General features: G+C 64.0%; 18 protein-coding genes and 1 pseudogene. 6 read left to right on the top strand and 13 right to left on the bottom strand.

The window, feature by feature from the left end:
* Window positions 1-89: 89 nt before the first annotated feature.
* The 9 genes from alkB to ACNJX9_RS27890 form a co-directional block, all read right to left on the bottom strand.
* On the bottom strand, window positions 90-743 hold the full coding sequence (gene alkB / locus ACNJX9_RS27850) for a DNA oxidative demethylase AlkB (RefSeq protein WP_439405215.1): 654 nt from the start codon (window positions 741-743) through the stop codon (window positions 90-92).
* Between the two features lie 9 nt (window positions 744-752).
* The gene (locus tag ACNJX9_RS27855; protein WP_439405217.1) at window positions 753-1,499 is read right to left on the bottom strand and encodes a 2OG-Fe(II) oxygenase; all 747 of its coding nucleotides are present in this window, start codon (window positions 1,497-1,499) and stop codon (window positions 753-755) included.
* A 159-nt stretch (window positions 1,500-1,658) separates the two neighbouring features.
* Window positions 1,659-2,345 carry a DUF2848 domain-containing protein gene (locus ACNJX9_RS27860; RefSeq protein ID WP_439405219.1) on the bottom strand — a complete coding sequence of 229 codons (687 nt, stop codon included), beginning with the start codon at window positions 2,343-2,345 and terminating at the stop codon, window positions 1,659-1,661.
* Window positions 2,338-3,687: an amidase gene (locus ACNJX9_RS27865; protein WP_439405220.1), complete on the bottom strand. Its 1,350-nt coding sequence runs from the start codon at window positions 3,685-3,687 to the stop codon at window positions 2,338-2,340. Before ACNJX9_RS27865 ends, ACNJX9_RS27860 begins: the two co-directional genes overlap by 8 nt.
* Window positions 3,688-3,729: 42 nt before the next feature.
* The gene (locus tag ACNJX9_RS27870; RefSeq protein WP_271601922.1) at window positions 3,730-4,449 is read right to left on the bottom strand and encodes an ABC transporter ATP-binding protein; all 720 of its coding nucleotides are present in this window, start codon (window positions 4,447-4,449) and stop codon (window positions 3,730-3,732) included.
* Entirely contained in the window at window positions 4,439-5,170 is a 732-nt protein-coding gene (locus ACNJX9_RS27875) for an ABC transporter ATP-binding protein (RefSeq protein WP_439405221.1), read from the bottom strand. Before ACNJX9_RS27875 ends, ACNJX9_RS27870 begins: the two co-directional genes overlap by 11 nt.
* The gene (locus ACNJX9_RS27880) at window positions 5,160-6,080 is read right to left on the bottom strand and encodes a branched-chain amino acid ABC transporter permease (RefSeq protein WP_057752954.1); all 921 of its coding nucleotides are present in this window, start codon (window positions 6,078-6,080) and stop codon (window positions 5,160-5,162) included. Before ACNJX9_RS27880 ends, ACNJX9_RS27875 begins: the two co-directional genes overlap by 11 nt.
* On the bottom strand, window positions 6,073-6,996 hold the full coding sequence (locus ACNJX9_RS27885; protein ID WP_083514502.1) for a branched-chain amino acid ABC transporter permease: 924 nt from the start codon (window positions 6,994-6,996) through the stop codon (window positions 6,073-6,075). Before ACNJX9_RS27885 ends, ACNJX9_RS27880 begins: the two co-directional genes overlap by 8 nt.
* 40 nt (window positions 6,997-7,036) lie before the next feature.
* Window positions 7,037-8,284, bottom strand: coding sequence for an amino acid ABC transporter substrate-binding protein (locus ACNJX9_RS27890; RefSeq protein WP_057752952.1), 1,248 nt, complete (start codon window positions 8,282-8,284; stop codon window positions 7,037-7,039).
* A gap of 206 nt (window positions 8,285-8,490) precedes the next feature.
* Between ACNJX9_RS27890 and ACNJX9_RS27895 the strand changes: the two genes are divergently transcribed.
* The 3 genes from ACNJX9_RS27895 to ACNJX9_RS27905 all read left to right on the top strand — a co-directional run bounded on the left by ACNJX9_RS27895 (window position 8,491) and on the right by ACNJX9_RS27905 (window position 11,089).
* Window positions 8,491-8,904: a Zn-ribbon domain-containing OB-fold protein gene (locus ACNJX9_RS27895; protein WP_439405222.1), complete on the top strand. Its 414-nt coding sequence runs from the start codon at window positions 8,491-8,493 to the stop codon at window positions 8,902-8,904.
* A gap of 3 nt (window positions 8,905-8,907) precedes the next feature.
* The gene (locus ACNJX9_RS27900; RefSeq protein ID WP_439405223.1) at window positions 8,908-10,047 is read left to right on the top strand and encodes a thiolase C-terminal domain-containing protein; all 1,140 of its coding nucleotides are present in this window, start codon (window positions 8,908-8,910) and stop codon (window positions 10,045-10,047) included.
* A 127-nt stretch (window positions 10,048-10,174) separates the two neighbouring features.
* A complete protein-coding gene (locus tag ACNJX9_RS27905) occupies window positions 10,175-11,089 on the top strand; it encodes an SDR family oxidoreductase (RefSeq protein WP_057752949.1) in 915 nt (304 codons plus the stop codon).
* Window positions 11,090-11,203: 114 nt separating this feature from the next.
* Here ACNJX9_RS27905 and ppc read toward each other — a convergent pair whose 3' ends face one another.
* Together ppc and ACNJX9_RS27915 are read right to left on the bottom strand one after the other, a co-directional pair.
* A complete protein-coding gene (gene ppc / locus ACNJX9_RS27910) occupies window positions 11,204-13,996 on the bottom strand; it encodes a phosphoenolpyruvate carboxylase (RefSeq protein ID WP_439405225.1) in 2,793 nt (930 codons plus the stop codon).
* Window positions 13,997-14,128: 132 nt separating this feature from the next.
* Window positions 14,129-14,533 (bottom strand): YccF domain-containing protein, encoded by a 405-nt coding sequence (locus tag ACNJX9_RS27915; protein WP_057752947.1) that lies wholly within the window; start codon window positions 14,531-14,533, stop codon window positions 14,129-14,131.
* A gap of 187 nt (window positions 14,534-14,720) precedes the next feature.
* Here ACNJX9_RS27915 and glgX point away from each other — a divergent pair.
* Window positions 14,721-16,837: pseudogene (gene glgX / locus ACNJX9_RS27920) on the top strand (glycogen debranching protein GlgX).
* 102 nt (window positions 16,838-16,939) lie between these two features.
* Here glgX and ACNJX9_RS27925 read toward each other — a convergent pair.
* Both ACNJX9_RS27925 and ACNJX9_RS27930 read right to left on the bottom strand, forming a co-directional pair.
* The gene (locus ACNJX9_RS27925) at window positions 16,940-18,484 is read right to left on the bottom strand and encodes an acyl-CoA synthetase (protein WP_057752945.1); all 1,545 of its coding nucleotides are present in this window, start codon (window positions 18,482-18,484) and stop codon (window positions 16,940-16,942) included.
* 160 nt (window positions 18,485-18,644) lie between these two features.
* Window positions 18,645-19,454, bottom strand: coding sequence for a crotonase/enoyl-CoA hydratase family protein (locus tag ACNJX9_RS27930; protein WP_439405226.1), 810 nt, complete (start codon window positions 19,452-19,454; stop codon window positions 18,645-18,647).
* Window positions 19,455-19,559: 105 nt separating this feature from the next.
* Here ACNJX9_RS27930 and ACNJX9_RS27935 point away from each other — a divergent pair, with 105 nt between their 5' ends.
* Both ACNJX9_RS27935 and ACNJX9_RS27940 read left to right on the top strand, forming a co-directional pair.
* Entirely contained in the window at window positions 19,560-20,432 is an 873-nt protein-coding gene (locus ACNJX9_RS27935) for an SDR family oxidoreductase (protein WP_439405227.1), read from the top strand.
* A gap of 116 nt (window positions 20,433-20,548) precedes the next feature.
* The gene (locus tag ACNJX9_RS27940; RefSeq protein ID WP_439405228.1) at window positions 20,549-22,126 is read left to right on the top strand and encodes a fatty acid--CoA ligase; all 1,578 of its coding nucleotides are present in this window, start codon (window positions 20,549-20,551) and stop codon (window positions 22,124-22,126) included.
* The last annotated feature ends 57 nt before the right edge of the window (window positions 22,127-22,183 follow it).

Below are 22,183 nucleotides of genomic sequence, written 5' to 3' on the forward strand. Positions count from 1 at the left end.
TCTGTCATTCCGGGGCGCGCGAAAGCGCGAACCCGGAATCTCGAGGTTCCGGATTCGATGCTTCGCATCGCTCCGGAACGACCGCTCTTTCACCGCGTCCGGCGGAACGTCAAATTGATCCTGATACGTCCCAGCAGCGCGTGCTCGCCCTCGGCGAGCGGCGCGACGCCGTGATAGGCGAGCCGGCTCGGCCCGCCCCACACCACGACGTCGCCATGCACAAGCCGAAAGCGGCGCGGCTTGTCGGCGCGCGCCAGGCCGCCGAACAGGAAGGTCGCGGGCAGGCCGAGCGAGACCGAGACGATCGGCGCCGAATAGTCCAGCTCGTCCTTGTCCTGATGCAGTGAGAGCCGCGTGCCGGGCTCGTAGCGGTTGATCAGGCACGCATCCGGCGCGAAGTGCTTGAAGCCGCCCTGCTCCGCCGCGCGGCGGGCGAGATCGCGAAACACCGGCGGCATCACCGGCCATGGCGCGCCGGTCTTGGGATCAATGGGATCATAGCGGTAGCCGGTGTGATCGGTGATCCAGCCGCGCTCGCCGCAATTGGTCATGGCCACCGACATCTGGTAGCCTCCGGGCGTGGTCATTCGCCGGAACGGCGACTGCAACACGATGGCGCGCACCGCTTCGACCAGCTCGCCCTCGATCGGCCTGACGAAGCCGCGCAGCAGCACGGCGCCGTCCGCGATCTGCTCGCGCGACGGTTGGGCTTCGGCAACGCTGTCGAACAAATCAGCCGTCAATGGCTCCGCTCATTTGGCATCATGGAAGATCACACCCAGCGTGTGGCGCTGGCCGGACCTGATCCGGCTGACACCGTGGCGCAGATTAACGCGGTAGGTGCCGCGTGTCCCCTGCACCGGGCGATGGTGCACAGCAAAGGCGACGGCGTCGCCCTGCGTCAGTGGAACCACCTCGGCGCGGGACTGCATGCGTGGCCGCTGCTCGGTCAGCACGAACTCGCCGCCGGTGAAATCGTCTCCCGGCTCGGACAGCAGGATCGCGACCTGGAGCGGGAACACATGCTCGCCGTAGAGGTCCTGATGCAGGCAGTTGTAATCGCCGGCCTCGTACTGCAGCAGCAGCGGCGTCGGCCGGGCCTGCCCCGCCTCATGGCAGCGCTTCAGGAACGCGGCGTGCGAGGTCGGATAGCGGATGTCGATCCCCATCGCCTCGTTCCAGCGGTTGGCGACGCCTTGCAGATGCCTATAGAGCGCCGGGCGCAGCTCCGCGATCGGATCGGGCAGCGGATAGGAGAAATATTTGTACTCGCCGCGGCCAAAGCCGTGGCGGCCCATGACGATACGGCTGCGGAAGTGCGCGTCGTCGGAATAGAGCGCGGCGATGGCGCGGCATTGAACGGGCGTCAGCACGTTCTTCAGGACGGCGCAGCCGTGGGAGTCGAGTTCGGCGGTGATCTGGGGCCAGTCGAGGGTGTCGACGTGGGTGGCGAGGTCGGTGGATGGCTTCTGGTGTGATTTGCGAGCGGTCATTGCCATAACAACCAACTTCGCACGCCCACGTTCATCCGACCACCCGATTTCCGATGACCCGTCTCCTCGTCATTGCGAGCGCAGCGAAGCAATCCAGAATCCCTCCGTGGAACCAGTCTGGATTGCTTCGTCGGCAAGGGCTCCTCGCAATGACGCGGAGAGAGTTCAGCCCCGCACCGGCAGCGTCACCACCTCGTAGCCGTGCCTGATGGTCCGCTTCAGCACGGGATCCTCCAGCTCGAAGTCGAAGCGCTCCGCAGGGCGGATGCCGCCCTTGGCCGCAAAGGTGCCACCGAACATGGCGCAGCCGTCGGGGAACTTGCCGCCCGCGAAGCCGCGCGCGATGAGCTCGGCCACCGGCAGCATCGCGTCCAGCGTGCCCTCCTGGTAGAGCACTCGCTGGCCGTTGATGGTGGCGTAGGAGCGCAGGATCATCTTGTCCCAGTGGCCGATGACATCCTCGAGCTCCCACAGCGTGGAGGCGATCGGCTTGTCGCACATCTGCTTGGACACCGTGACGCTGTAGGCCTCGACCTTGCGGTCGGTGTGATCCGAGCCGCAGCCGACGAAGATACGGCCCTGCCAGCCGACCAGCACGAACTCGACCTCGCCTGAGGAATCGCCGCCGGTGCATTCGATGCTGTCTTCCTGGGTCAGCCGGCGCGCCGAGGCGCGGTAGTAGATCGGCGTCGAGGCCGGCGGGGCGATACCCATCTCCTGCAGCTCGGCAATGTGCTTGTCGCGCGCGACAGGATCGCGGCCGGTCCATCCGGCGATGACCATCTGGTCGATCGCCAAGGTCAGCGGCGTGGTGGTGTCCTGGGCGTCGATGGTGAAAGTCAGGTCAAACACGAATGACGGCCTCCATGCCGGCAGCAAGTTCAAAAATACGGCGGTCCGAGCCGCCCGCTCCGGCAAGCATCAGGCCGACGGGAACCTCGCCCTCGCGATGCGCCGGCAGCGAGATGGCACAGCCGTCGATCACGTTGATCAGCGTGCAATTGCGCAGCGCGCGCAGGTTTTGCGTCGTGAACGCCTTGTCGTCGGCGAGATCTGCGATCTTCGGCGGCGTGTTGGCGGTGGTCGGGAGAACCAGCGCGTCATAGGGTGCAATGCGGGCATTGACGCGGGCGATCAGCGAGCGGCGCTCGTTGAGCAGATCGATGTAGTCGGCCGCGCTCTGCGCCTCGCCGCGCATGATGCGGACGAAGACGCGGGGATCGTAAACATCGCCCTTGGAGGTGATGAGATAGCGATGCCAGGCATAGCTCTCGGACGCCGCAAAGCCACCCTTGGCGTTCATCGGGCCGATGTCGTGGAATTCGGCCATCTCGATGCGCTCGATGATGGCGCCGTGATCGGCGAGCGATTTCAACGCGCGTTCGAAGGTTTCCGCGACCGGAGCGTCGAGATCGTCAAGCGCAACCGTGGTCGGCACGGCCAGCCGCATGCCCTTCACGGGACGCGGCGTGAGCGCCGTGACCGGCTCGTTCGCCAGCACCGCATCGAGAATGGCGCAGCAGCTGACCGAGCGCGCCAAGGGGCCGATGCTGTCGAGCGAGAACGACAGCGGCACGGAGCCATCCAGCGGCACGCGGCGCTGCGTCGGCTTGTAGCCGACGATGCCGTTATAGGCCGCGGGAATGCGGCAGGAGCCGCCGGTGTCGGTGCCGAGCGCGCCATGGGCCATGCCGTCGAGCACGGAGACCGCCGCGCCCGAGGACGAGCCGCCCGGCACGTGCCCCTCGGCGCGGTTCCAGGCGCCTTTGGGTGTCCCATAATGCGGATTGATACCGATGCCGGAATAGGCGAACTCGGTCATGTTGGTGCGTCCGATCACGACAAAGCCGGCCTTGCGCAGCCGCGCGACCGCCGCCGCATCGTGCTCGGCCGGATCGGAATCGTCGAGCGCACGGGAGCCGGCGCGCGTGGTCTGTCCCTTGATGTCGAACAGATCCTTGATCGAGACCGGGATACCGGCATAGCGCGAGGGCGCCGCCTTGACCTTGCGCAGGGCATCCATGGCATCTGCGGTGGTCAGCGCGGCGTCCTTGTCGACATGGATGAAGGTGCGCTGCCCCTCGCCGGCGGGATCGGCGATCCTGGCGATGCACGCCTCGACCAGTTTTCGGGAGGTGGTACGGCCGCTTTCGAGATCGTCGGCCAGTGTGGCGAGGGTCGGGGCGTTCGGCATGTCTGGTTCGCCTGCGTCGGGCGCGGCCAAAACGCTGCCGCGCTATTTCAATCCAAAATAGGCGCGCCGCAGCGCCTCGTTGTCGGTCATCTCGGCAACCGTGCCGGAAAAGCGAATGCGCCCGCCTTCCAGAACAAATACGCGGGTTGCCACTTCAAGGAAACCGATATTCTGCTCGGCGATCAAAAGCGCGATCCCGCGCCCCTGCAGGCCGTTCAGGATACGGATAACCTCCTTGACGAACAGCGGCGACAGCCCGGCCGAAGGCTCGTCCATGACGAGAAGCTTCGGCTCGGCCGCGAGCGCCTTGGCGATCCCGAGCATCTTGCGCTGCCCGCCTGACAGGCTGGAGGCAGCGTCGCGGCGCTTGTCGCGCAGCACGGGAAAGAGGCCATAGAGCTCGTCGAGGCGCCGGCGCGGGTTGGCATGTCCCAGCGCCTGGGCCCCCACCAGGATGTTCTCCTCGATCGACAGGTCAGGAAACACCGCGAGCTCCGACATGTAGGTCATGCCGAGCTTCATGCGGTCGCTGGAGCGCATATGCGCGATATCCTGGCCGCCGAGCGCGATGCTGCCGTGACGGGCCTCGACCAGGCCGACCAGCGATTTCAGGAACGTGGTCTTGCCTGCACCGTTGGCGCCGAGCAGCAGGACCGTCTCGCCGGACTTGACGTCGAGATCGACGCCCCACAGCACCTGCATGGTGCCGTAGCCCGCATCGACGCCTTGCGCCTGGAGAAGAGGCGTTGCTTCAGGCGGCATGCTCGCCTCCCAAAAACACCTCGATCACCTGCGGTTCCTTCACGGCCGCAGCGAGCTTACCCTCGAAGATTTCCCGTCCCGCATTGAGAACGATGACGCGGTCGGTGATGTGCTCGATGAAGCCCATCAGGTGCTCGACGACGATGATCGACATGCCGCCTGCCGCGAGCTGCTTGATCCGCTCGGCAATCCAGTCGAGCTCGGCGGGATTGAGCCCGGCAGCGAGCTCGTCGAGCAGCAGCAGGCGCGGTCGCGTCGCCAGGGCGCGGACCAGATCCAGCATCTTCTGCTGCGCACTGTTGAGATCGGCTGCCGGCCGATCGGCGACCGCGTCCAAACGATATTCGTCGAGCAGCGCATCGAGCGCCGGCGGCGTTCCGCCAATGTGGCCGTAGGCCAGGGCGACCCTGACGTTCTCCCGCACGGTCAGCGACATGAACGGCTTCGGCACCTGGAAAGTCCTGTTGATGCCGCGATGGACCAATTTGTGGGACGCAATGCCGCCGATGGGCTCGCCATCGAAAGCGACCTCGCCGCCATCGGGGGCGTAGAGACCCGAAATCACGTTGATCGCCGTGGTCTTGCCCGAACCATTCGGACCGACCAGCCCCAGCACCTCGCCGGGCGCGGCATGAAAGCTGAGGCCGTCGAGCGCGACGAAACCGCCGAAGCGCTTCACCAGCTTATCGACGCTGAGAATGGGTTTTGTGTCAGGGGACATGCCAGCCCCTCCGCGTCGCCAGCGAGACCAGCCCTGCCGGCAGGAACAACACCAATCCCATGATGAGAAGGCCGTAGATGAGCTGGAAATATTGCGGGGTCGTGAACCCGATCAGATTGTAGACGCCGTACAGGATCAGGACGCCGATGATCGGACCGGAGATCGTCGCGACACCTCCGAACAGCGCGAAGACGATCGCGAAGATGCTGAACTCGCCGCTGAAGACATTGTCGGGATAGAACACGGACACGTACCAGGCATAGATGCCGCCGGCGAGCCCCGCCACCAACGCCGAGGCCAGCCAGGCCGCGATGCGCATCTTGACGACGTTGACCCCCGCCATCGACGCGCTCACCGAATCCTCGCGAACGGCCTGCAGTGCAAGTCCGAAGCTCGAATTCTTCAGGAAGACGACACCGCCCACCGTCAATGTCAGCACCACCAGCGCCGCATCATAGGCGTGCGAGGGGTTGAACGTGCCCGTCAGCGACACGCCATACGGCCCCTTGGTGATGCCCTCCAATGCGGGATTGGCGACCAGGTGCAGCACAGCCAGCGACGCGGCGAGATTGGCAATGGCAAAATAGGCGCCGGAGAGCCGCAACAGCGGTGTCAGCAGCAGGCCGAGCAGCACGCCGACCAGCCCCGCCGCCAGCACGGCCACCAGCGCCGGCGACTGATAATGCATCACCAGCACCGCAAATCCGTAGGCGCCGGCCCCGAAGAAGCCGACATAGCCGAACGGCAGATAGCCGGTGAAGCCGTAGATGATGTTGACGCCCTGCGCGAGGATCAGGAACGTGACGAAATTGAACAACAGCAGATGGTTCTGGTAGAGGCCCGGCAACACCGCAAACACGGCGATCAACGGCACCAGAATGAACAGCACATGCTTGATGGCATTAGGCAACACGCACCCGCCTTCCGAGCAGGCCGCTCGGACGTAGCAAGAGGATCAGGATCAGCAGCACATAGGGCAGAAGGTCCGCCCATGAGCTGAGATAGGTCTGCACCAGCATGTAGCAGACACCATAGACGACACCGCCGAGGGCCGTGCCGAGCGGATTGCCGAGCGAACCCAGCACGACGATCGCAAATGACGTCACCGTAGCGTCCGCGCCGAAGGCCGGCGTGATCGAGCCGAACATGAACGGCGCAAACACGCCCGCAACCGCAGCAAGCCCGAGTCCGATTCCGAACGCCGCGGCCGAGACACGATCGACATCGATGCCCGAGGCCAGCGCCTCGTCGCGTCGCGACATCACGGCGCGCGTCAATGTGCCGAGCCGCGTGCGGTAGAGATAGACGTAAACGAGACCGATCGCGACCAGGCTGATCCCGGCAGCAATCACCCACGGCGCGGGAAATCCCTGGCCGAGGATGCGGATCGGACCGTTCTGCGGCTTGCCGCCGAACAGCTGGACCTTGATGGTCGAGAACACCGTGCCGAGCAGCCGGCTCTGGATCGAGCGCTCGCTGGTGCCGGCGAAGATCGTGGTGATGGCTTCGACCACCTGCGACAGGCCGAAGAACAGGATGATCGACAGCATCTCGGGATTTGCCGATCCCTGCAGCCGCGGCACCAGCACCCAATAAAGCAGCGTGCCGACCAGCAGAAACAGCACGAATGCCAGCGGCACCGCAAACAGCGGGTCGATTCCGGCCAGGGTGACGACGCCCAGCGCCACGAAGGCGCCGAGCATCAAGACGTCGCCATGCGCAAGGTTGACGATGCGCATGACGCCGAAGACGAGATTGAGCCCCATACCGACCAGGCTGAAATACAGCCCGAACAGGACGCCGGCGACCAACGCGTAGGTCAACATCAGCAGCCGACTCCCAGCACTTGCTCAGCGGGGTTTCCCGTCATGGACGCGGATAGACCGGCTTTCCGGTCGCCGTCTCATGGGGATAGATCGAGATGAACTTGAGATGCCCGTGATCGCCAAGCTCGAGCTGGCCGAGCGGCGTGAGCTCACCGATCTGACCGCCCATCTCGTCGAGCGCGAACGTGCCGTCCAGCGTTTGCAGCTGGTTGGACAGGCTGAAGGTTGCCTTGCGCAGCTCGAGCTGATCGAGGCTGGTCGCGACCGACAGGGTCTTTTCGATCACCAGAGCCGTGGTGTAGCCGGCAACCGAGTTGAAGCCGAACTCGACCTTGCCGTCAGGATATTTCTTGTTCCAGGCCGCTTTGTACTCGTCGATGTTCATGCCGAAGTTCACCGGATATTTCAGCTCTTGCGGCGGCACGTAGGTGAAGACGTGCTCCAGTCCCTTCTCGCCGACGTTCTTCTCGAGCAGCTCGGTCTCCAGACCGGCATAGATCGAGAACAGCATCTTGAAATTGACCCCGACGTCCTGAACGTTGCGAAGGAAGGCGATGTCGTTCGGCGCATAGCCGAAGTGAATCACCGCGTCCGGGTTGGTGTTGGCGATGTTGTTGATGATGACGGTGTAGTTGGTCGTCTCGGTGGGAACGCCCTGATCGTAGACGATCTCGATCGGCGCGCCCGATTCCTTGACGAACTTCCGGAAGGCATTGGCCTGCGTGCCCGTGAACTCGTTGGTCGCATAGAGGATCGCGACCTTCTTGATGCCGAGGCCAGGTCCATCATGCGAGACGAAATCGGCGACCGGTTTCGGCCAGACGGTCGACACCGGGTCCGCCATCAGGGCGATGTAGGGATTGTCCTTGGAGAAGAAGCTGGCGCCCGTGCCGGTCTGGTCGAACAGGAACATCTTGTGGTCGCGAGCAATCGCAACCGCAGGCGCGGTCAGCACCGAGCCGGAATCGGCAACCAGAAGATCGACCTTATCCTGGGTGATGAGCTGATTGTACAATGTCGCCGCGGTCGCCGTGTTGCTCTGGTCGTCATAGGCAACGAGCCTGATCGGGATCTTCTTGTCGAACGCCTTCACATAGACGCCGCCTTCGGCGTTCTTCTGTTCGACCCACAGCTTCAGCCCATAGTGAACCGGCATCGAGATCGAGGCATAGCGCCCGCTCGAGGCGTAGAGCGTTCCGATCTTGATCTCGGCCGGCGCATCCGCAGCAAGGGACGGCGCAGCGAAGGTCAGACCTGCAACCAGCGCAACGCCTACTGATCTTAACATGGAATCCTCCCGATCTCTTCTTGTCTCGGCACTTATGTACCGTGCGAACTTACTGGCACACAAGCACGCCGTCAGCAATTGTGCGCATGGTGGAATACGGGGCGTGCAGAGCTCAGTGCTGGACCGTTGACGCGCGATAGTCAATTGGCGCATCAAGATTGAAACAGACGAGCATCGAGTTCTCGCCTTTGGGAGGAGCTGCCGACATGGCCGAACCGCAGCGCGCACGACCGAAACCAACGCCGGAGACCCAGCATTTCTGGGACGGCACCAAAGCGGGCGAGCTGCGCCTGCAACGCTGCGATGCCTGTGCGCATGTCTACTTTCCGCCGCGCCCGTTCTGCCCGTCCTGCGCCTCGCGCAAGGTCTCCATCTTCAAGGCGAGCGGCAAGGGTTTCCTCTACAGCTACGTCATCAACCACCGCCCTGCCGCGCCGGGCTTCACGCCGCCTTACGTGATCGCCGTCGTTGAGCTCGACGAGGGACCGCGGATGATGAGCAACATCATCGACTGCCCGCAGACGCCGGAGGCGCTCGCGCTCGACATGAAGCTTGAGGTCGCGTTCCAGCAGCTGGACGACAAGATCACCCTTCCCGTGTTCCGTCCGGCGAAGGGGTAAGCCATGCGCAAGAACCAGGTTGCCGTCGTCGGCGCGGCCGAGACCACCGAACTCGGAATCATCCCCAACGCTTCGCAGCTCCAGCTCCACGCGGATGCAGCACTCAATGCGATCGCCGATGCCGGACTGAAGCTCTCCGACATCGACGGCTTTGCCACCGCGGTCGAAACGCCACAGCAGGTCTGCCACTATCTCGGCATCAAGCCGACCTGGGTGGACGGCACGTCCGTCGGCGGCTGCTCGTTCATGCTGCACGTCCGCCATGCGGCCGCCGCGATCGAGGCTGGTCTTTGCAAGACCGTGCTGATCACCCATGCCGAGAGCGGAAAGTCGATGATCGGCAAGGCGCCGCGCTCGATCCCAGCCGACAGTCTGCAGGGCCAGTTCGAGGCGCCCTATGGCGTCTACGGCCCGCCCAGCATGTTCCCGATCCCCGTGCTGCGCTTCATGAAGACCTACGGCATCACCCATGAACAGCTCGCGTCGGTCGCCGTCGTGCAGCGCGAATGGGCAGCCAGGAATCCGCGGGCGATGATGAAGGATCCGATCACGGTCGCCGACGTGCTGAACTCGCGCATGATCGCCTATCCGTTCCGGCTGCTGCAGTGTTGCCTCGTCACCGACGGCGGCGGCGCGCTGATCCTGACCTCGGCCGACCGCGCCAGGGATTTTCCGCGCAAGCCCGTTTATATCATGGGCACCGGCGAGAGCGTGGAAACGCCGATGGTGAGCCAGATGGAGACGTTCAACTCCTCGCGCGCGTTCAAGACCGCGGGACCGCTCGCGTTCAGGGAGGCCGGCATCGCGCACAAGGACGTCGATCACCTCATGATCTACGACGCCTTTGCGCATTTGCCGCTGTTCGGGCTCGGCGATCTCGGCTTCATGCCGTATGAGGAGACTGGCAAATTCATCGCTGATGGCAACACGCGGCCCGGGGGCAAGCTTCCGCTCAACACCAATGGCGGCGGCCTCTCCTACATGCATTCGGGCATGTACGGCATGTACGCGCTGCAGGAGAGCGTGCGCCAGATGCGCGGCATCGCACCGGCGCAGGTAGCGAATGCGAAGATTTCCGTGTGCCATGGCGTCGGCGGCATGTTCGCGGCGTCAGGCACGATCGTGTTTACGAATGAGAGGTAACAGCCCGTCATTCCGGGGCGCGATTAGCGCGAACTATGGTGCGCAGTTGCGCACCTGAGAATCTCGAGATTCCGGGGTCCTGTGCTTCGCACCATCCCGGAATGACGGACAAAACAGGAGGCACCACATGAGCAAATCACTGCAGGACAAGGTCATCATCGTCACCGGCGCAGGCCGCGGCATCGGGCGCGAGATCGCGCTGCTCTGTGCGGCTGAGGGCGCCAAGGTCGTCGTCAATGATCCAGGCGCCGCCGCCGACGGCGCCGGGTCGAGCGCGACGCCTGCTGAGGAGGTCGTCGAGGAGATCAAGAAGCGCGGCGGCACGGCGGTCGCCAATTTCGAGTCGGTCGCCGAAGCGATCCCCGCCAGCAAAATCGTGAAGACCGCGACCGATGCCTTCGGCAGGCTCGACGGTGTCGTCAACAATGCCGGCATCCTGCGCGACATGATCTTCCACAAGATGAGCGTTGAAGCGTTCGAGGCCGTCATCAAGGTGCATCTGATGGGCTCGTTCTATGTCAGCCACGCCGCGGCACGCATCTTCCGCGAGCAGGAAAGCGGTTCCTTCGTGCACTTCACCTCGACCTCGGGCCTGATCGGCAATTTCGGCCAAGCCAATTACGCCGCCGCCAAACTCGGCATCATCGGGCTGTCGAAATCCATCGCGCTCGACATGGGCCGCTTCAACGTGCGCTCCAACTGCGTGTCGCCGTTCGCCTGGACCCGCATGATCGGCACCATCCCGACCGAGACCGAGGCCGAGAAGGCGCGGGTCGAGAAGATCAAGCAGATGGGCCCGGAGAAGATCGCGCCGATCTGCGCCTATCTGCTCTCGGATGCCGCCAAGGACGTCACCGGACAGATCTTTGGCGCACGCATGAACGAGTTGTTCCTGTTCAGCCAGAACCGCCCGTTGCGCTCGGTCCATCGCAGCGAAGGCTGGACGCCGCAGTCGATCGCCGAACACGGCATGCCGGCGCTGAAGGGCTCGTTCTACAAGCTGGATCGCTCCGCGGATATTTTCCCCTGGGATCCGGTGTAACGCTGCGCCACCGTCATTCCGGGATAGTCCGAAGGACCAGACCACAGGTGCGCAATTGCGCACCGGGGAATCTCGAGATTCCGGGTTCGCCCTTCGGGCGCCCCGGAATGACGGCTACCCCGTATTCCTCAGCCCCGCCGAGATCCCGTTGATCGTCAGCTGAATTCCGCGCAGCACCTGCTCGTCCGGGTTCTGCGCGCGATGCTTCCTGAGCAGCTCGACCTGCACGTGGTTGAGCGGATCGAGATAGGGGAAGCGGTGACGCACCGAGCGCTCCAGCAGCGGGTTGCCCTGCAGCAGACGGTCCTGCCCCATGATGTCGAGCAGCGTCTCGATGCAGGAATGCCATTCGCGGCGGATGCGGCCGAAGATTTTTTCGCGCAGCGCCTCATCGGGCACCAGCTCGGCATAGCGCGAGGCGATCGCGATCGAGCTTTTCGCCAGCACCATGTCCATGTTCGACAGCAGCATGCGGAAGAACGGCCATTCCCCGTAGAGCTCTTTCAGGAACGGCATGCCCTTGTCCGGATGTTCAGTGATCCACTGCTCGACCGCGCTGCCGAAGCCGTACCAGCCCGGCAGCATCAGCCGGCATTGCGCCCAGGAGAACACCCAGGGGATCGCGCGCAAATCCTCGATCGCGCGGGTCTTCTTGCGCGAGGCCGGACGGCTGCCGATGTTCAGCGTCGCGATCTCGTTGATCACGGTCGAGGACCAGAAATAATCGACGAAGCCCTCGGTCTCGTAGACAAGCCCGCGGTATGCCTTGAAGGCGAGATTTGAAAGCTCGTCCATCGCGATCAGATATTCGCGGCGCGGCGCGCTCTCGCGCGGCCGCAACAGGCTCGCATCCAACGTCGCCGCAGCCAGGATCTCCAGATTGTTGCGTCCGACTTCGGCGTTGGAATATTTCGACGAGATGATCTCGCCCTGCTCGGTGATGCGGATCTGGCCGTTCACGGCGCCGCCCGGCTGGGCGACGATGGCGTCGTAGCTCGGCCCGCCGCCGCGGCCGACCGAGCCGCCGCGGCCGTGGAAAAGGCGCAGCCGCACATGATGACGCTCGAATACCTCGACGAGCCCGATCTCGGCCTTGTAGAGTTCCCAGCCCGAGGTGACGAAGCCGCCATCCTTGTTGCTGTCGGAATAGCCGAGCATGACTTCCTGCACGCTGCCACGGCTGTCGACGAGGCGGCGATAATCGTGCAGCGACAGCATGCGGTCCATGATGCCTGAAGAGGCCTGCAGATCCTCGATGGTCTCGAACAGCGGCACGATGTTGATGGCGCTGCGCCCGGAGGGATGGACGAGGCCGACCTCCTTGAGCAACACCGCGACCTCGAGCATGTCGGACATGCCCTTGCACATCGAGATGATGCATTGGGGAATCGCGTCCGAGCCGAACTTCGCATGCGCCTCCGCAGCGGCATGGAAGACGTTGAGCTCGCCCATGGTCTCATCGCTGTACTTGACGAAGGGCGAGACCAGCGCGCGCGTCGAGCGCAATTCGTTGGTGAGGAGCGAGATGCGCGCCTCCTCGCCGAGCGCGAGATAGGACATTCCGGGGTTGGCGGCGTCGATCAGCTCGGCAATGGTGCGTTCATGCACCGCCGAGTTCTGGCGGATGTCGAGCCGCGCCAAATGGAAGCCGAAGCAATCCACCGCGCGCCGCAGCAGCCGCAGCCGGCCGCGCGCGATGACGCGGGCGTTGTTGGAGATCAGCGAGCGATGCAGCACGTCGAGATCGGCTTGCAGCTCCTTGACGCTCTGATAGGGCGCGCCCTTGCCGACCGGCCGGCGGGTGATCTCGACCTCGAGCTTCTCGGCCGTGGCGGTCAGGCGCGCATAGATGCCTGAGACCGCAAGGCGATAGGGCTCGCCGCTCCGGTGCGGCGAGGTGTCGGGCGAGCGCTCCGCGAGGTTACGCAGCTCCTCGGAGACGTCGGCGAGATGGGCGGCGATCGACAATTCCGAGCCGAGCACGTGGAGCTCGTTCAGATAGAATTGCATCACACGGCTCGACTGCAGCCGCAGCGTGCCGCGCATCACGTCGGCGGTGACGAAGGGATTGCCGTCGCGGTCGCCGCCGATCCAGCTGCCCATGCGCAAGAACGAAGCGAGCTCGCTGGCGGCCTGCTCGCCGCCCTCCTCCAGCCGGTCTTCCAGCGCGTTCACCAGCCGCGGCACCTCGCGCAGGAAGGTGTAGTCGTAGAACGACAGGCCGTTGGCGACCTCGTCGAGCACGGTGAGCTTGGTGCGGCGGAGCAGATTGGTCTGCCACAGCGTCAGCACCTCGCGGCGAAGCTGCTCGTCGCTGGCGGCGGCCTCGTCCGCGGTCAGCGCGACCCGCTCGCGGCGGTCGAGCAGCGCGGCGATCTCCATCTCGCGGTCCATGGTGCTCTTGCGACGGACTTCGGTCGGATGCGCGGTCAGCACCGGGCTGACCAGCGCGGTCTTGAAGAAGCCGCGCAGCGCGTCGGCGCCGATGCCGGCGGCCTTGGCCTTGGCCAATGTTTGCGCCAGCACGCCGGAGCCGTTGGCCGCGCTGCGGCTGCGCATCTGGCGGATGTTGTTCTGGTCCTCGGCGATGTTGGCGAGGTGGGAGAAATAGCTGAAGGCGCGGACGATCCGAACCGTCTCCGAGGTCGACATGCTGTCGAGGATCTGCTCGAGCTCACGGCGGGCAATCCGGTCCTCGTCGCGGTGGAACCGAATCGAGGTCTGCCTGATGCGCTCGACCAGGTCGAACACGTCGGCACCTTCCTGGTCGCGCACCGTGTCGCCCAGGATGCGCCCGAGCAGGCGGATATCGTCACGCAGCCGGGCATCGGCCTCCAGGGCCTGGACGTCCTCAGGCCGGTTGGGGCGAAGATCGCCAGCATCGGATGGTACAGTCTGGAGGGACATGGCTCGCTCCTTTTTCTAGAGCTCCCAATGGCTCCCCGGCGGACCGAGTGTGCGATATTTTTCTGCCGCAGTGCAAGACGAAGTTGGGGGCGGTGCACACACACCGCCGCTGGGGCCGGCGGCCCGGCAGAGTCAGGCCGGCACGATCACCTTGCCGATCGGCCACAGCGCGATGCCGGCGAGCTTCAGATGGGCCCAAGCAAAGGGAAGGCCGATGATGGTGATGGCGAAGAGCACGGCGGTCAGGAGGTGGCCGAGCGCCAGCCACCAGCCGGCCAGAACGAGCCAGATGATGTTGCCGATCACGCCGAGGGCACCGGTGCCGATGTCGCTCATGCCGGTGACCTCGTCACGGCTGACCGCGCGCGAGCCGAACGGCAGCAGCGTGTAGATGGCGATGTTGAACGCCGCCCGCGCCCAGGGCAGCCCGATGATGGTGATGGCCATGATCACTGAAGCCACCAGCCAGCCGAAGGCCATCCAGGCCCCGCCGATGAGAATCCAGATCAGGTTGAGCAGGATGGAAACTGGGGACATGAGTTTAAGAACCCTGGGATGATCCGGAGGCCAATGACCCCACTTATATAAGTGGGAAAATCGTCGCTGCGAAGGCGGCACCCACTTCATCGAATTGACGCACGCATTGCCCAGAATGGCACGGCGTTTGAAACATTCGGGGCGCAATGGCATTGCTGTCGCGGCCATCGGGGCCTAGGGGGGGCGCATGTCCGATTTCGTCATCGAGGAAGGCCTGCCCTATCCACTGGGTGCCCATTGGAGCGGCAACGGCACCAACTTCGCGGTATTTTCAGCCAATGCCACCAAGGTGGAAGTCTGCCTGTACGATGGCGATCGCGAGACGCATCGCTTCGAGCTGCCGGAATATACCGATCAAGTCTTCCATGGGTACATCAGCGGCGTCGGCCCCGGCACCTTTTATGGCTACCGCGTCCACGGGCCCTATCAGCCCGACGCCGGTCATCGCTTCAATCCCAACAAGCTGCTGCTCGATCCCTATGCCCGCGCCCATGCCGGGAGCCTGACCTGGAATCCGGCCGTGTTCGGCTACATCATGGAGACGGGCGACGACACGACCTTCGACGAACGCGACAGCGCGCCCTTCATGCCGAAATCCGTCGTGGTCGATCCTGATTTCGACTGGCAGCCGAGGCGGCGCGCCAGAACGTCCATTGGGACGAGACCATCGTCTACGAGACCCACGTCAAGGGTTTTACGAAGAAGCATCCTGCGGTGCCCGACAACCTGCGCGGCACCTATGCCGGCTTCGCGGCGCCCGAGATGATCGCGCATCTGACATCGCTCGGCGTGACCTCGATCGAGCTGCTGCCGGTCCATTCCTTCATCAACGACGACAATCTTCTGAAGAGGAACCTGGTCAATTACTGGGGCTACAACACCATCGGCTTCTTCGCACCCGACCCGCGCTACGCCTCCGACGTGCCGAATTCCTTGCGCGAGTTCAAGGAGATGGTCTCGAAGCTGCACGGCGCAGGCCTCGAGGTGATCCTCGACGTCGTCTACAACCACACCGCCGAAGGCAACGAGCTTGGGCCGACCCTATCCTTCAAGGGCATCGACAATGCGAGCTATTATCGCCTGCTGCCCGACCGGAAGCGCTATTACATCAACGACACCGGCACCGGAAACACCGTCAACCTGTCGCATCCGCGCGTGATCCAGATGGTGATGGACAGCTTGCGCTACTGGGCCGGCCATATGCATATCGACGGCTTCCGCTTCGACCTCGGCACCATTCTCGCACGCGAGGTCTACGGCTTCGACGAGCAGAGCGGATTTCTCAAGGCAATGGATCAGGATCCGCTGCTGTCGACCGTCAAGCTGATCGCCGAGCCCTGGGACTGCGGACCCGGCGGCTACCAGGTCGGCGGCTTCCCGCCCGGCTGGGCGGAGTGGAACGACAAATATCGCGACACGGTGCGCGATTATTGGCGCGGCGAGGCGCCGCCCTCCGCCCTCGCCTCGCGGCTGCTCGGCTCCGGCGACATCTTCGGCCGCTGGGGCGGCCGTCGCTCATGGGCCAGCGTCAACTTCATCACGGCTCATGACGGTTTTACGCTGAACGATTGGGCGAGCTACAACGACAAGCACAACGAAGCCAATGGCGAGGGCAACCGCGACGGTAATTCCAGCAACCGCTCCTGGAATTGCGGCGTCGAAGGCCCGACGGACAACCAGGAGATCGTCGCCCTGCGCGAGCGGCAGAAGCGAAACATGCTGGCGACCCTTTTGCTCTCGCAGGGAACGCCGATGCTGCTCGGCGGCGACGAGTTCGGCCGCACCCAGCAGGGCAACAACAACGCCTATTGCCAGGACAGCGATATCTCCTGGTTCGACTGGACCATGGGCGAGCATGCGCAGAAGCTGCTCGCCTTCACCAAGCGGGTGATCCAGCTCAGGCGCGACTATCCGATCCTGCGCCGCAGCCGCTTCCTTACCGGCGTGCATGATGCGCAGCTCGACATCCGCGATGTCGTCTGGATCAATCCCAATGGCAATGAGATGTCGAGCGCCGAGTGGGAAAGCGGCTGGCTGAAATGCTTCGGGGCCGTGCTTGACGGCCGTGCACGCAAGACCGCCATCCCGCGCCACGGCGAGGACGACAGCGTGCTGATCATCCTCAACAGCTATGAGGGCGAGGTCGACTTCAAGCTGCCGCACACCACGGCCGGACCGTGCTGGTCGCTGCTGCTCGACACCAATGCCGCCGACGGCGCATCCGGCGTCCGGTTCGACTTCGACAGCGTCTACAAGGTGCCGGGCCGGTCGTTCCTGCTGTTCGTCGGCGGAGAGCTGGTTTAGAGGTCAGCCTGTAGCCCGGATGGAGCGCAGCGAAATCCGGGCCTTTGCATCCGGAGAGTTAAGTCCCGGATTGCGCTTCGCTCCATCCGGGCCACAGGGCGTTTAAATCTTCCGCCCCGCCTGCTCCCAATAGGGATCGCGCAGGCGGCGTTTGAAGATTTTTCCGGAGTCCTCGCGCGGCAGGCCCGTGCGGATCTCGATATGCTTCGGGACCTTGTAGTCGGCGAGTGAGCTCTTCAATCGCGCACGGATGTCGGCGACACCGAGCGTGACGCCCGGTTGCGGCTCGACCACCGCCATCAGCGCCTCGCCGAACTCGGCATCGGGGATACCGAACACGGCGCAATCATGCACGCCCGGGATGGCATGCAGCACCGACTCGATCTCGGCCGGATAGATGTTGACGCCGCCTGATATCACCATGTCGCGCTTGCGGTCGCAGATGAAGACGTAACCATCTTCGTCGATATAGCCGACGTCGCCCGAGGTGATGAAACCGTCGCGGTCGATTTCGGCGCGCTTCTCCGGCTTGTTGTGGTAGGTGAAGTCGGCAAGCCCCGCCATGCGGGAATAGATCTCGCCGATCTCGCCGACGCCGAGCAGGCGGCCGTCGTCGCCGATGAAGCGCAGCTCGGCGCCGGGTGAGATCTTGCCGACCGTACCCGGCTTCCTGAGCGCGTCCTCGGAGGTCGCGAAGGTGACGGCGCTGGATTCGGTCGAGCCGTAGAATTCATAGATCACCGGGCCCCACCACTCGATCATGGCGCGCTTGACGTCCGCCGGACAGGGCGCGGCCGCGTGAATGACGTGACGGAGCGAGGAGACGTCGTACTTCTTGCGGACCTCCTCCGGCAGTTTCATCAGGCGGATAAACATGGTCGGCACCATGAAGATGGTGTCGATCTTGTATCGCTCGATCAGTTCGAGAAACTCTTCCGCCTCGAAGCGCGGCATCAAGACCAGCGCGCCGCCGAGCTTGCCTGCGCGGATACCGAACGAGTTCGGCGCGGAGTGATAGAGCGGACCTGGCAGGATCGCGCGGGCGCCGGGTTTCAACCCGTAGATCGTCGCACGCATACGCTCGCCGGCCGCCTGCTGCTCCGGCGTCGGGGCGTTGCGACGTACGCCCTTGGGATGACCTGTCGTGCCTGACGTGTAGATCATGTTCATCGGCTGCGGCACGACCGGGCCGTCATAGGGCTGATACTGCGCGAGCCAGGACTCGAAATCGATTGCGAAGTCCGGCGTCTCGAGGTGATCGGGATCGATCTTGTAGGTCTTCAGGATTTCCGGTGGCGTCGGCACGCTGAGCACGGTGACGCCATCAGGAATCGCATCGCGCAAGGCATGCAGCATGTCAGCATGTCCGATCAGCACGGAGGTGCCGGTGTCACCGAGGATGTAGTTGATCTCCTCCGGCTTGAAGTGCCAGTTGATCGGCACGCCGTAGGCCCCAAGCCGCATCGCGGCGTAGGCGGCCTCGAGGAAGGCGATGTCGTTGCGCATCAGCATGCAGACGCAATCACCTTGCTTGACGCCCGACATGGCGAGCCCGGAGGCGATGCGGTCGGCGCGATCGGCGACCTCGGTGTGGGCACGGCGGCGGTCGCCGGAGACGATGCCGAGGAACTTGGACGTTTCGTTCATTCTTGTTTTCCGATCTTTCGTCGGGTTCCGACAGAGGCACAATCATGGGCGTCATTCCGGGGCGATGCGAAAGCATCGAACCCGGAATCCATGTCACGGCAGAGAATGCGGCGGGATGGATTCCGGGCCTGCGCCTGCGGCGCATCCCGGAATGACGAACTCAATCCGCATACTTCGCGGCGCGCTTCTCCAGGTTCGACCGCACCGCTTCGGTCTGGTTCGGGCTGCCGATCAGCTTCTGCTGCTCGACCGACTCCGCAAGCAGCGCAGGTCCTGGATCGACCGAGAGATTGTTCAGCAGTCGCTTGGCGGCGCGGATCGCATCGGGGCTCTTGCCGGCGATCTCACGCGCGACTTCGAGCGCCGCAGCGCGCGGATCGTCGCAGATGCGAGTGGCGAGACCGTAACTCATCGCTTCCTGCGCGGAGAAGATGCGGCCCGTGTAGGTGAGGTCGCGCAGGATGTCGTCGCGCACGAGGCTCGCCAGGATCGGCGTGCCTGACATGTCAGGCACGAGGCCCCATTTGATTTCCATGATCGACATCCGCGCATCGGCGCTCAGGAAGCGCATGTCGGCGCCGAGCGAGAGCTGGAAGCCGCCACCGAAGGCAACGCCGTGCACGGCCGCAATCACCGGAACCGGAAGCTGGCGCCAGCCCCACACCGCTTGCTGCGGAAAGTTGGCCTGGCCATGCGTGCGCTTGGTGAGATCGCGATTTTCGCCACCCGGAATTCCGTTGCCGCCCTTCTCCTTCATGGCGGCAAAACGTCCCGTGTCGAGACCAGCGCAGAAGGCGCGGCCCTCGCCTGACAGCACGACAGCGCGTACGCCTTTTTCCCTCGAAAGACGCTCGGTTGCCCCGACAAGCGCCTCGAACATAGCTTGATCCAGCGCATTCATCTTGTCGGCGCGCACCAGGCGCACGTCGGCAACGCCTTCCGAGATCGAGATCGAGACGCGCTCTTCCATGGATGAATTCTCCCTTGTTCTTGTTCGGTGCCGCTTTACAGAAAGCTGACGGCCGGATTTAGTCAATCGACCAATTAACTGACGATACGTACGGGAGAAACAGCCATGTTCAAGGAAAATCTTCTGGCTGGTCGGCGCATTCTCGTGACCGGCGGCGGCACCGGGCTCGGCAAGTCGATGACGGCGCGCTTCCTCGAACTCGGCGCCGAGGTGCACATCTGCGGCCGGCGCAAGATCGTCTGCGACGAGACCGCGATCGAGCTGATGGGTGAGTATGGCGGCCGCGTCACCAGCCACGGTGTCGATATCCGCAACGCCCTTGCGGTCGAGGAGATGATCGACAACATCTTTCGCGAGGCGCCTCTGACCGATCTCATCAACAACGCCGCCGGCAATTTCATCTCGCGCACGGAAGAGCTGTCGCCGCGCGGCTTCGATGCAGTCGCCAACATCGTCATGCACGGCACGTTCTACGTCACCCATGCGGTTGGCAAGCGCTGGATCGCGCTGAAGCAGCCCGGCAACGTCGTCTCGATCACCACGACCTGGGTGCGCAACGGCTCGCCCTATGTGGTGCCGTCGGCCATGAGCAAGTCGGCGATCCATGCCATGACGATGTCGCTGGCGACCGAATGGGGCCGCCACGGCATCCGCCTCAACACCATCGCACCCGGGGAAATTCCGACCGAAGGCATGAGCAAGCGCATCAAGCCCGGTGACGAGGCCGGCGCGCGCACCAAGGCGATGAATCCGATGGGCCGGGTCGGGACCATGGAGGAGCTGCAGAACCTCGCGGTGTTCCTGATCTCCGGCGGCTGCGACTGGATCAATGGCGAGACCATCGCCATGGACGGCGCCCAGGCGCTTGCGATGGGCGGCAATTTCTACCAGCTCCGCGACTGGAGCGACGACGACTGGAAGACCGCGCGCGAAAGCATCATGGCGCAGAACGAGAAGGACCGGGCGAAGCGGGGGTAATCCTCTCTCTCGTCGTCCTGGCGAAAGCCAGGACGATGGTGGGGCACCACCTTGTCTTCACCCGCGGATGACGCCACACTCCCCGGCATAAAAGACAAAACACCCACGGGAGAAACATGTCTACACAGCCATTGGCTGACCTCGCCGACATGGTGCGCGAGCGCGCCAGGAGCCGCGGCAACGCGATCGCCTTCGAGTTTGAAGGCCGCGTGACCAGCTTTGCCGAGTTCGACGTCAACACCAACAAGGTCGCCAACGCGCTTCTCGCGATGGGCGTGAAGAAGGGCGACCGCATCGCCTATCTCGGCAAGAACAGCGATGTCTATTTCGAGCTGCTGATGGGCGCGATGAAAGCCGGCGTGGTGATGGCGCCGGTGAACTGGCGGCTCGCAGGACCCGAGGTCGCCTTCATCGTTTCCGACTGCAAAGCGCCCGTGCTGTTCGTGGGACCGGAATTCATCACGCAAATCCGTCAGATCAGGGACCAAATCCCGGGCGTGCGCACGATCATCACCACCGAGGGCGGCGCGCCGGAGTGGCAGGATTTCACGGCCTGGCGGGACGCGCAGAGCGGCGACGACCCGAAGGTTGCGATCGCTACCCGCGACATCGCGATCCAGCTCTACACGTCAGGCACCACGGGCAAGCCGAAGGGCGCGATGCTGAGCCATGCGAACTTCCTCAACCTCGTGCAGACAGGCAATGCCGAGGACAAGCCGGAATGGAACCGGTGGTCGACCGACGACGTATCGCTGGTCGCGATGCCGATCTTCCACATCGGCGGCTCGGGCTGGGGCGTGATGGGGCTCTATCACGGCGCCCGCGGCGTGATCGCGCGCGAGTTCGATCCGACCAAGGTGCTGGATTTCTTCGAGCAGTCGGGCATCACCAAACTCTTCATGGTGCCGGCAGCGATGCAGTTCGTGGTGCGGCAGCCGCGCGCCAAGACGGTGGATTTCTCCAGGCTGAAATACATGCTGTACGGCGCCTCCCCCATTCCGGCGGCGCTGCTGAAGGAATGCATCGAGGTCTTCAAATGCGGCTTCGTGCAGATGTACGGCATGACCGAGACGACAGGTACTATCGTCGCACTGCCGCCGGAGGACCATATCGAGGGCCTCGAGCGGATGCGCTCGGCCGGCAAGGCGCTGACGGGCGTCGAGATCGCAATCCTCGATGCCGACGGCAAGCCGCTGCCGCCGCGTCAGGTCGGCGAGATCGCGACGCGCTCCGGCTCCAACATGGCCGGCTATTGGAACTTGCCGGAGGCGACCGCCGCAACACTGCGCAGTGACGGCTGGCTGCGCACGGGTGATGCCGGCTACATGGACGAGGACGGCTACCTCTACATCCACGATCGCATCAAGGACATGATCATCTCCGGCGGCGAGAACATCTACCCCGCCGAAGTCGAGAGCGCCCTGTGCGATCATCCCGACGTCGCCGAAGCCGCGGTGATCGGGGTGCCCGACGACACCTGGGGCGAGGCGGTCAAGGCCGTCGTGGTGATGAAGCCGGGCAAGCAGGCAACCGCCACCGACATCATCAATTTCACCCGGACGCGCATCGCCGGCTACAAGACGCCGAAGAGCGTGGAGTTCTTGCCGGCGCTGCCGCGCAATCCGAGCGGCAAGATCCTGCGGCGGCAGTTGAGGGAGCCGTATTGGGCGGGGAAGGATCGACGGGTGAATTGATCCACAGGACGACGAAACGATCCACGGTCCCTCAACGGTGACATTTCTGGATTGCTT

This window comes from Bradyrhizobium sp. BLXBL-03 (genome assembly GCF_051853015.1).
GTDB classification, from domain to species: domain Bacteria; phylum Pseudomonadota; class Alphaproteobacteria; order Rhizobiales; family Xanthobacteraceae; genus Bradyrhizobium; species Bradyrhizobium manausense.

Coding starts and splice junctions, on each gene's coding strand:
- ACNJX9_RS27890 (WP_057752952.1), bottom strand. CDS start 8,284: ATGTTAAGATCAGTAGGCGTTGCGCTGGTTGCAGGTCTGACCTTCGCT.
- ACNJX9_RS27905 (WP_057752949.1), top strand. CDS start 10,175: ATGAGCAAATCACTGCAGGACAAGGTCATCATCGTCACCGGCGCAGGC.
- ACNJX9_RS27940 (WP_439405228.1), top strand. CDS start 20,549: ATGTCTACACAGCCATTGGCTGACCTCGCCGACATGGTGCGCGAGCGC.
- ACNJX9_RS27915 (WP_057752947.1), bottom strand. CDS start 14,533: ATGTCCCCAGTTTCCATCCTGCTCAACCTGATCTGGATTCTCATCGGC.
- ACNJX9_RS27865 (WP_439405220.1), bottom strand. CDS start 3,687: ATGCCGAACGCCCCGACCCTCGCCACACTGGCCGACGATCTCGAAAGC.
- ACNJX9_RS27870 (WP_271601922.1), bottom strand. CDS start 4,449: ATGCCGCCTGAAGCAACGCCTCTTCTCCAGGCGCAAGGCGTCGATGCG.
- ACNJX9_RS27855 (WP_439405217.1), bottom strand. CDS start 1,499: ATGGCAATGACCGCTCGCAAATCACACCAGAAGCCATCCACCGACCTC.
- ACNJX9_RS27900 (WP_439405223.1), top strand. CDS start 8,908: ATGCGCAAGAACCAGGTTGCCGTCGTCGGCGCGGCCGAGACCACCGAA.
- ACNJX9_RS27885 (WP_083514502.1), bottom strand. CDS start 6,996: ATGTTGACCTACGCGTTGGTCGCCGGCGTCCTGTTCGGGCTGTATTTC.
- ACNJX9_RS27930 (WP_439405226.1), bottom strand. CDS start 19,454: ATGGAAGAGCGCGTCTCGATCTCGATCTCGGAAGGCGTTGCCGACGTG.
- ACNJX9_RS27875 (WP_439405221.1), bottom strand. CDS start 5,170: ATGTCCCCTGACACAAAACCCATTCTCAGCGTCGATAAGCTGGTGAAG.
- ppc (WP_439405225.1), bottom strand. CDS start 13,996: ATGTCCCTCCAGACTGTACCATCCGATGCTGGCGATCTTCGCCCCAAC.
- ACNJX9_RS27895 (WP_439405222.1), top strand. CDS start 8,491: ATGGCCGAACCGCAGCGCGCACGACCGAAACCAACGCCGGAGACCCAG.
- ACNJX9_RS27925 (WP_057752945.1), bottom strand. CDS start 18,484: ATGAACGAAACGTCCAAGTTCCTCGGCATCGTCTCCGGCGACCGCCGC.
- ACNJX9_RS27935 (WP_439405227.1), top strand. CDS start 19,560: ATGTTCAAGGAAAATCTTCTGGCTGGTCGGCGCATTCTCGTGACCGGC.